Below are 11,892 nucleotides of genomic sequence, written 5' to 3'. Positions count from 1 at the left end.
TAAACACAATGAAAAAGTTTCTTACAGCAATTACATTTTTAATCTTCTCTGGGCTCGGTTTCGCCCAATGTATCAATGTGCAATTAACCCCCATTAAAGGTAATTGCTACACCGATAACCAAATAAAGGTAACAGCTAGAGATATGACTCCTTATCCCTCTATCTGCTTGCCTTCCAGTGGTAAGTTTACAGTCGAAATTATAGGCGATGGGGTGAACGATATGTTCAGAATGTCCCCCAATCCTGTAACCCCAGGCGGCACTGCCGAGTATACTTTCTACAACTTAAAAATAGGAAAGTACAAAATAACAGTACGTGATGAAGTTACAGGAGCCTTTGAAACAAACGAAGTAGAAACCGAATCAAACTATAAGTTGATGAATATCAACTCTATAGAAACATTAGCTCCTACTTGTGATAAGCTCTACAGTGGTGGTGTGCGTTTTCGCTTGCCAAGCGGTGGTATAGGCCCCTTCGAGGTTACCATATTAAATATGGATAACAGCGTCAAAGTCCCTATGCAAGTGTTTAATCGCCCTACAGGCAATGGATATATCGAGGTACGCGGTACCGCTACACATCCTCTTCCAGCCAATTCTGTGTTTATTCTACAAGTAAAAGACCAAACCAATATCGGTAATCTCTGCGGGCATACCTTGCGTTACCCTACCCTGCAAATCCCTTCATATAATTTATATGTAGTGAATTGTATCAATATTAAAACATATCAAAGATTTTTAACCAAAAGTTATAATAACTGTAAATATAAATTCAGAATAACCCTTATCCGTCCCGAAGATGGACAATATATTGATAGAAATATTGATGATAGAGCATCTTTTAATGACTTTTTCTCAAAGCCAGGTACTGCAGTAATTCGCTTCCTGAACTCCTCAAAGCCAGCTATCGATATATCTTCTACCTTCTCCTCATATCAATATTCTTCACCAGATTATGAGTTTGAAAGTGGCGACGAAATAGAACTAACCATCAAAGGACCTAAAAATACAATCAAAGAACGATTTAAGTTAGATGATAGAATTAATGCTTCTTATTACGGAGGCGTTTTATATGATGGTCGTGATTGTTCCCATAATTACACCTCTTATAGCGAATCAACTTGCGGCGCTATAGTATCTAGTACAACTAAGCGCTTGTCAGGTTGTGTTAGTAGCCGTTGGGGGCAGTATAATATTGATTATACCGATATTAACACATCCGAACTTCGTCGTATATATCAAGTAAGTGATTGGAGAAGTGGCTATGGTAACCTAATATTAGAACGCAAATCCGGAACTACTTGGATTACCGAATCATCTCCTACCGTTGATGGAGGTACCTATCGCTATAGGTATTCCACAGTACCTCCTGGCTGTCCACCAGCAATTTCTAATGAATTTATAATTAAATACCCTCCTCATACACAAGGGTCTATGCCTACAATTACAGCTCGCCCTGTAGAAAATGCCTTTAAAACATTAAAAGTAGGATACGGTATGTATGAAGGTACAGGGTCTTTCTATGTAAATTACTTTAGTGACAAATTTTTCTATCCTCTAAAATGGAAAATAGAAAGAGCCGATGGTACTAGAACTATTACATATCAGGGAGTTGTGCCTTTTGGTAATACAGCTACCCGTACCATTGTATTTCCATTGGAAAATCAAAATAATTACTATTGGGGCTATACCAATTTACCTGCCGGTCGATACCGAATAACCGTAACCGATGCTTGTAACAAAACAGCTACTCGTGAGTATGATTTGCCAGGTACTACCTATAACCCTGTACTTAAATATGAAAAAGATTGCGATGTAGGAAGAATAACCTATAATTTAGGCAGAAATGTATACAATAACTCATCTCTTGAAACTGTATATTTAGAAAAATATACAGATGATGGTTATGGTAATTTCTCTTGGCAACCTTCTAAGTCTGTAAATGGTAATAACTATATATCAGCTCATACAGGCACCTTCCCTAACTTATTACCAGGGAAATACAGAGTCAGAGCCGATATGTATTTTTATCGAGGCTTTGTCGATTTAGGTAGTGGGTATACTTATCAAAATTTTACCGATCCTACAACACCTTATAGGTCTAACAATTATACATATAAAGAAATTGAAATCCCTTCAACTGTAAGGCTAAATCCAGCTGTGAATCCTGTAATTTGTGATACAGGTAGCAGTAGTGGTATCATTGCTGTCGATGTTACAGCTCAGGAAGTCTACTTCCCTCTTACTTTTGAACTCTATGAAAAAGCCACAGCTACCGCTACAGCAGCTACTCTAAAGGAAACAAAAACCTATCAGGCTTCCGATAATACCTATTTCCATTTATTCAGAAACCTTACTTCAGGGCATTATAAAATATTGGTGAGACACCGTTGTGAAGATGTTCCTAAAGATATTAGTATCAATGTAAGTAATAGTTTTGATCCTTTCTTGGTGATAGACCGTCCTGTACCTTTCTGTAAAGGCAATACAGCACGTGTGCAACTATCACTTTCCGAACATATATTTAACATCAACTGGTTCAAGCTCGATGCCAATGGTAACAAAACTACAGCAGCTCCTTATAAAACAGGACGAAGCTTCTGGGAGCCTATTCACGAAACTACTACCTATATGGCAGAGTATAGTTTGAAACCAGGTATAGGTTGTAGTAATAGTACCGTTTATACCAAATCTGTTACAGTGGTAATGCCTCCTATTGATGAGCCTCCATACTTCAAAACCCCTTGTCCTAACGATATTGAGGTGACTGTAGATGCTGGTTATTGCCAGAAAATGGTGCAATGGCGCGAACCGATAGCTTACCCTACTTGTAAGGGAGCTGTAACTCGTACCCGCACACACGCTCCTGGCGATATTTTCCCTATAGGTACTACAAAGGTTATTTACACCTTTACCGATGTGGCAGGTAATACGGCTTCGTGTTCATTCAATATAACTGTCAAATCAAATGCCTTAAAACTCAAGACCCAGCAGCGTTACACCGATGCCTCTGGCAATACCATTACACAGTTACAGCCCAATCAGCAGTTTTATTACGAGTTGAGGTATCAGAACGATGGATCGGAGAACATCAATCGTGCTACCTTAGATGTTAAGATGCCCGACGCCACTACTATAGTATCCAATGGAGCTCCTGATTTGAGTGGAGCGGGAGATGGATCATGGCAGCATCCGCAGCCTACCTCTTCGTATAATTCAGTAACGAAGTCTTGGCGATTTGAGATAGGAGCCAATAATAATAATTCCACATTAAGGTTAGGTGATCCCGAGCGAGTGATCCGCATACCATTAAAAGTACAAGGAGACTGTGAAGCGTTATTTGCTCCATGTCAGAACTTTGTATATACCGAGCTTACAGCCACCTACAAGGGAGGTCCAGCAGGCTGTCCACTGGCCGAGATGAGCCATACAGCCTCATTAACAACCACCATTAACACCTCCGATTGTAATCGTCAGGAGATGTTCTGTGGTACCGGTCAAGTAACCTTTAAGGCTATAGGCGGTTTCACCACCTATCAGTGGTATGATCCTAATGGTAATGTAGTGGGCAATACACAGCAATACGCCCCTACATCAGCAGGCATATATAAAGTAGTAAAAACTATTTCTTGTCATGGGGTACAGTTTACAGTAACAGAGACCATCAACTACCAAACGGTAAGCAGCACTACCGATCCCATTCGAGCACAAGCACAAAACATAGGGGTTGTATGTCCATCCGATGGAAGTTGGACAAGCCAGTTCTATTTGTGTCAAGGCGGCGCTAAGCAGCTTACAGTAAACTATCAGAACACACCATTTGAGTGGCAAATGTTCAACAGCAGCTGTCAGAACCAAGTAACAGATCCGGATTGTCGAGTAACCAGTGATGATTGCTGGACTACATTTAGTACCGATCGCAATTACTCGTTTAACACAGCAGGGTTATACCGTTTAAAGCTCACCAACTCAGGTTGTGATACAAGTTTCTATTTCCAAATCATCACCGGTTCACTGCAAGGCACCCGAGGAGCGGTAAAAGACGAGACAAACTTTGAGCAAGGAGCAGTAGCATATAATATGAGTTCCAGCGGTGTTACCTATAAGGTTGAGATTTATAAAGGCGGCACCTATTTGCGTACCGATTTGAAGACGAGCAATCGTTTTGAGGTAGATAATTTAACGGCGGGTAGCTATCGTATCAAGATCACCTCCGATCAAATAGCAGGATGTGAGTATATTGATAATCCAACCATTAAGAAGATCACCGATATGAGTGTTACAGCCACCTTCCAAGGCTTTAAGGAAGGTTACTGTAATATGGCCAAGATTCGTTTACAGGCACAAGGCGGACAATCACCATATCGATTCTTTATCTGGACCATTGATGGGCAGCGTCAGTTCAGCAGTCCTACACAGGCGCTTGCCTCCTCACCTATAGCCGTACAAACCGGCGGTCAAACCTATGTAGATTTAGAACACAGTGTAAGCCGTATAGGAGAATATGAGTTTTTGGTAGGCGACACACGTAACGGAGCTTTTGCTATTTCCAATAAGATAACCATTACTCCACCTAGTCCACATAGTTTTACTATATCCTCTACCCAAGAGATAACCTGTGAGACCCATCCTAATAGTGGTCATATCAATGTAATGTTCCCACCTGGGCAACAGAATTTTAGTCGTACTCTAAACTTGTACAAGCTCAAGGCCGATGGTACTCGAGAGATGCCAGTGTTCAAGAGCAGTGCAGGAGGTTTGTTCACAGGTTTACCATCAGGCACCTATGAGGTAGAGATGATATCACAGGTAGCCGGTACAACCTGTATTTATACCAAGAAGCCAATAGTTATCTTACCACCTCAAGCCCCACTTAGGGCTTATGCAGGAGTAGTTTCCGATCGTTCTTGCGATACCCAAAACAACCAGTATAAGGTATCGGTGAACAACGTCTCAGGCGGCACTCCACCTTATAGATACAGTTTTGATGGAGAGAACACCTATGTAAGCACCAATATAGGCTACATAGGCGGTAGCAGTAATATCTATGTAAAAGATAGTAAAGACTGTCGTGTAACCATTCCCGTAACGGTAGAGGTAACCACAGCACCTACTATAAGCCAGACACCGGTGGTTTACCGCTGTGATAATGGCTATGGTCAGGTAACGGTAACAGTAAGCGCATCAGCTTCACAAACCTATCAATACATACTCAATGGCAGTGCTACCCAAACCCTTAGTGGTAATACGCTATTGCTTAATAATTTAGCACCAGGGGTACACACCCTAACGGTGTACTATCGTCCATCCAATTCATCTACGACTCCTAATATACTCTTTAGTGAGGATTTTGGCAGCTCAGAAGAGAATGGTTGTTTGAGTTCCGATAATACAGGATTGGTATGTAATAATGATGCTACCAATTTCCTAGATGGTCAGCAGATGCTCACCAAGCAAGCCCCTTCTAAAGCCAGCTGGACAATACCGACCGATCCATCAGGAGGTAGGTATTTGGCCATAGCAGGCAATGGTAATGGTGAGGTAGCCTACAAAAAGGCCTTAACGGGAGTAACATTAGGTACCGCACTTACAGTAAGTTTTGATGGAGTAAGTTTGCTTACCTCATCAGGGGTAGCACCACGTTTTGATGTAGCCCTATGCCGTGCCGATGGAACCGTATTGCGCAGCAAGACAGTAGGTACAGCCCCCAACGGATCAGGCTGGAAGAAGTTTACAATCAACTTTACCGATGCCGAGGTAGCAGGCTTTACTAATAATACAGCGCAAATACGTATTATAAGTTCAGGATCCTCATCTTATGGTAACTTAGGTAATGATTACGCTATTGATAATGTAAAAGTATGGCAAGCCACAACCTACTGCGATCTAAAAGTAACCGAGCTTATTACCGTTCAGGCCAACAAACAAATGCGAGTAGAGAAGTATGGAGCCGAGAAGAATGTGAGCTGTATAGGAGCATCGGATGGACAGGTACGCATCCGAGTGATCAATCCACCATCAAACAATGTAAAATATGCGATAAGCTTTACTCATACCACCACTACTACTTGGACAGCTACCACTATAGATGCGCAAGGTGTGTTTACAGTTACCGGTTTGGAGGCAATCCAAAATGGAAGGATACAAGTACAAGATGCGACTCAGCCTAATTGTATTTCAACTGTAGAATATAGCATAGGAGCGCCAACACCAATAGTACCAACTGTAAATTTAGTGGAAAGAGTAAGGTGTGATAATACAGGGGCTAAGATAAAAGTTTTAGCAACAGGCGGTACACCAGGTTATCAATACCATGTAGTATCAGTTACTACTACCTTTGAGCCGACATCACCTACCCCTAATCCACATCAGATAGGTAACATACCAGCAGGCACTTATACTTTGGTAGTAAAAGATGCCAATGGATGTACTACGGAAACGACAATAGATATAGAAGGAGTACGTACCCTTACAGTATCTGCCGAGCCAGAATCTTATTGTTACGATGTAACTTCAGAGAAGAAGGTTGTACTTACCGTCCTTGATGGCAATGGTAAATACAGTGTACGCCGTCAAGGAGGTAATACCTATACGTTCAATACGCCAATCTTTGTATACCCCGATGCGTTAGATGCGGGTGTTCATACCTTTACGGTAACCGATAGTTTTGGATGTCAAACACAAGTAACGGCTGAGATCTATGCACCATTATCATTACAAGTATCACCAACTACCCAGTTGTATGCAGGTTGCGTATCGAATAATCATACCTTCCATCTTACAGTAACGGGTGGTGTATCTACTATGTCAAAGATATTTGAGTATAGTATTGATGGAGGAGCCACTTTCCATGTTATAGCATCAGATCCTAGTCAGGCTACTGTAACCATAGCAGCCCCTACGGCTACCAGCACGCTGGTACAGTTTGTAGTTACCTATAGTCCTAATGGTACAGAGTGTCGTCGAGATCGTTTTGTTAATATCAGTTATGATCCACCACGCTTTACCACCGATACATTCACTACTACCAAAGCAATATGTGGCAATGATAACGGTAGTGTGATTATCACCCCTAACGATTATTATGTAGGCACGGTATCACATACCTTGCAGATACGTAATGCAGTTACTAGTGCAGTGGTACAAACACCAACTGCTATGGCAGCAGGTAATTATGTTGCAGTACTCACCGATGCACGAGGCTGTACTGTTAGCAAGTCATTTACTATTGATAAGATAGAAGAGGTAAGAGCTACGGCATCAGTCACCAAGCAAATGGGATGTACAGCAGCCGATTTAGCAGAGATTACCGTACAGTTACAAAGTGGAGGAACAGCACCATTTGTGGTGAAGGTACTCAATACTGATACCAATGTTGAGGCTACACAAACAAAAACAAGTTATGTATCATCGATATTTACAGGACTTAATTACGGTAATTACCAAATCACCATTACCGATGCCAATGGATGTGAAAAACGTTTATCAGCACTTATCAATCCAAATTCAAGTGTGATGAACATTACCTTCCCACCATTAACAACTTGTGCGGAACACACCAAGGCCATTATTAGTGCAACAAGTTCAGGAACCTTTACAGCAACTACTAAGGCATACTTTGCGGTGTACCGTCCAGGCATTCAAAACCCATCCGATGGGTCAGTAGCCAATACCGTAGCTACAACCAACCCTAATGGAGGTAATGATATATGGTATAAAGCAACAGTATCAGGAGCAGGCGTAGTAGCCGAGATACCCAACTTAACCCCAGGAGTAAAATACACTTTTGTAGCATACAATATTACCACAGGTTGTCGATATGTACAAGAGGCTACAGTGCCAGTACCGGCAGCCAATACATTAGCAGCGACTTTGTCTGTACAGAATGTGAGTTGTTCAAGTGGCAATAATGGTACACTTACATATACATTGTCAGGAGTAGATCCATTAGCGACTAATATAACTTGGCAAATATACAAATCTAGTGATCCAAATGCCACTGCTCCTGAAGCCTCAGGAACGGTAGTTTCTATTGCACCTTTAGGATATGCAACGCCACAGAACACAAATACTAACTTATCAGCAGGTAAGTATTTAATCAAGTTTATTCAAACAATAGGAGGTAATAAGTGTGTAAGATCTTTTGATTTTGAGATCAAGCGTTCAGCTATAGAGTTACAAGTAAGCACTAAAGAAACCAAGAAGTCTACTTGTAAAGATCCAGGACAAATATGGTTAAACATCACTGGAGGTACAGCTACCTACACTTATAGTTATGTAACAGCAGGAGGAGCCGCTCCTACAACCTATACCCTCACCACACAAGAGTCCTTGTATGTGAATATGCCTACAGGAGCTTGGGATGTATATGTACGTGATGCTTACGGTTGTGAAAAGCGCAGTACAGTAACCATCACTCAGTTTGATGTACCTAATGTAGCTACCGTAACCACTTTAGCTTGTCAGGCATATAATAATACCAATGGCAAGATACCAGTGCGAATAACCTTAGATAAGATAGGACAAGGAGCACACTATTACAGTTTAGATGGCTCAGCAGGGCTACCTATCCAATGGACGTTGTCTAACCAAGCCTTTGAGGTAGAGGTCACCCCATTGGTGTCACATACAGTAACAGTAACCGATGTAAACGGTTGTGCTAGTAGCATAACCTTCAGCACTACCGATGTTATTAAGGCAGTAGCGGCTATTACCAAGCCAAAAACTTGTGCTACCCCTACGGCCGAGATGACGGTGACAGTAACAGGAGGTACAGGTACCTATAGTTATACTTTAGAGCGTTTAGACAATGGTTCTATAGCTAGTGAAACCCTTGTTGTAGGAGCTGCTGTTACCACGCCAGCTACGGGTATGACCATTACTTTGGGTACAGCATCTTTCACCCAAGCAGCTACTTATCGTATTAGTATTTACGATTCCCAAACCCAAGACTGTCCTATAGTAAAAGAAGTAACAGTACAAGACCCAGAACCTATAAGTTTAGCAGGGGTAACAGTACAGCCTTACCATGAGAAATGTAATTTAGGATTAACAGTTACAGGTACCGGAAGTATAGATGTCATAATGCCTTCAGATAGCAAGACCTATACTTTTGAAATTACCAGTGCTATAGATATTACCACCGGTAATACTGTAGCAGTAACCACCACTCCTACAACAGCAGGAACCCACAATGCTATTTTCAGCGGATTACGAGGTACCCCTCAAGGAGTGAAGTATGATATTCTTATTACCAATAATGAAGGATGTACTGCACAAGTATATGCAGTGGTTACCTCTCCAGAGCCAATTACTTTTGATACTGGAGTCATTACAGCTACTCAGTACAAGTGTCAAGGCAATGCAGGGCTATCCACTCCACAAGTAATTCTTGATACCACTAAGATAAAAGGCGGTATACCACCTTATACAACCGAGTTCTTTGATGCTACAACACATACAAGTTTAGGAAACGGAACAGTATATAACCTTACCAACCTTAGCGGAGGCAGTTATTATGTAAGAGTGAAAGATGCCTCAGGCGGTTGTGCTACTAGTACAGCAAGTGTGACTATAGCACCAGCCTTTGATCTTACAACCCTTAGTATTACCACTACCACATCAGCCACTTGTGTGGTTGATGAAGCAATACGTATAGATGTAGGTACTACTGGTTATATAGCAGGAACCCCACTTAAGTATATAGTTCAAGGAGTAGGTAATAGTATCGCTACGGTAACAACAGTAGCAAGCACCACTCTATCTCTAACCCTCAATGGTTCTAGTGCCTTATCAGGTAGCAACTATACCGTACAAGTAATCAATGAGCGTACAGGCTGTAGTATAGTAGGAGGTCACCGCATTAAAGATGTCAATACCTTTGCTATAGAGTCTACCAACCCAGTGAGAGCAGTTTGTCATACCGATTTTGGAGGAATAACCCTTACTCTTAAGGATACCGATCTTTCTAATGGCGATCAGTCTACAGCAGGATTTACCTATACCATTACATCTGTAGGTAGTAGTTCACCTGTAAGTTTATCAGGTAGTGCCATAGGTAATATAGTAACCATTACTACCCTTAAAGGAGGATCGTATGATATAGAAGCAATTTCTAATAGTACGGGTTGCCGAGTAGCTAAGCACCGCTTTATTATCCCATCCAACCCAGATGAGATAAGTGTAAGTAATGTGAAACAGAAAGTATCTGTTAACTGTCAAAACCAAGATGCCGTAGGAGAACTTACGGTTACTGGAGGTGAGCAAGAATATACAGTAACCCTTACCCCAATAAGTCCTACACCAGGAGGTGCAGTAACCCTTAGCAATATACCATCAGGAGCACCAGGGGTTGAGTTCCGAGGCTTAAATGCAGGTCAATATGCTATTACTTTAATAGATGCTTTAGGTTGTACAACATATAGTGGTACTCGCACTATTACTATTGATCCTTACAATAGCATACAAGTGGCAAGCATCACCACCCAAGTAACCTCTATTACTTGTGTAGACGCTAACAATGGTAAGTTAAAAGTAAGTAATGTATCAGGAGGAACCCGTCCTTATAGCTATGTACTGGTAAGGCTGTCAGCTACAGGTAGTAATATACCTAGGTATATCACCCCCGATACCGAATATACATTTGAAGGTATTGAGCCAGGAACCTATCGTGTAGATATAGTAGATAGTAAGAACTGCTCAGTAACAGTAGCAGGAACCTTTACCTTTGCCAATCCACAGCCTATCACTGCCGATATAGATGAGAACGCCTCACAGTTCTACACCTGCAACGCTCAGAATGATGGTAGTGTTACAATTCAAAACATAGCAGGCGGTACAGGAACTTATGATGTAGATATAGTACGAGCCGATAATGGACAGAAGATAAACGGTCACCGAGGAATAACGGCCACCTCCGATAGCTTTGTGAATTTACCACCAGCACCAAAAGACACTTATTACAAGGTAGTGATTACCGATACCAACGGTTGTGTGATGACCAAAACCGTTAGCTTTACAGTGGTAGAATTCCCAGATATAGCGGTGAATTATGTAGAGCGTGAAGGTACTTGTGATGCGGGTACTAATAATTACAAGGATTATTTAGTAGTGAGGTTCCGTAACCCAGAGGTAGATTTCAGTAAGATAACCTACGCTCTTGATGGCACCGCTACCACTACAAGTTTTGTACGCACCTTAGGTAATATAGGATATATTGATGAGTTTGATCGCACCACAAGAACCCATACTATCGAGGTACACTACAACACCCTTACCCCAGTAACCGGACATTGTACAGCCTCTAAAACCTTTGATTTTGATCTTTACGATCCGCTTACCCTTACCAATACCACCAGCTCAGCTACCGCTATCAATACCATTGAAGTAAAAGCGGCAGGCGGTACTACTACCAATCTTAAGGGTTACACATTCTATTACAATGGCGTGGATAGAGGTAGCAATACAAGCTATAAGATAAACCACGACGATCCAGAGCGCATAGAATCCAACGGGGTACGCATTAAGATAATCCAAGTGAGGGTAGAGGATGCCAACGGATGTACAGCAACGCTCACAGCCGAAGTCCCTTACCACGATATAGAAGTCCCCAACTTCTTCACCCCAGATGGCGACGGAGTGAATGATGTATGGCAACCTAAGTATTTGGATAATAATGTGAATGCACGCATTTATATATTTGATCGATATGGAAGGCGAATAGCCAACTTAGCACCAGGCGAAGGCTGGGACGGACAGTATGACGGTCGTCTAATGCCATCAGGCGATTACTGGTATGTGATAGAAATCAATGATCAGTTATATGATAAGCGACAGTTCTATGGAAACTTCACATTATATAGGTAATAGTTTAAAAGTTCATACTTAAAACCTT

Annotated in this window: 1 protein-coding gene; it reads left to right on the top strand. The window is 41.6% G+C overall.

What is annotated here, in order from left to right:
• Positions 1-8 precede the first annotated feature (8 nt).
• Positions 9-11,864, top strand: a complete 11,856-nt coding sequence (locus C4H12_RS08605; RefSeq protein ID WP_106098555.1) for a T9SS type B sorting domain-containing protein — start codon at positions 9-11, stop codon at positions 11,862-11,864.
• Positions 11,865-11,892: the final 28 nt, after the last annotated feature.

It is taken from the genome of Capnocytophaga sp. oral taxon 878, assembly GCF_002999135.1.
In the GTDB taxonomy this organism is placed as follows: Bacteria; Bacteroidota; Bacteroidia; order Flavobacteriales; family Flavobacteriaceae; genus Capnocytophaga.
Note: the sequence above shows the minus strand (reverse complement) of the source record. Positions and strands in the feature narration are given on the sequence as shown.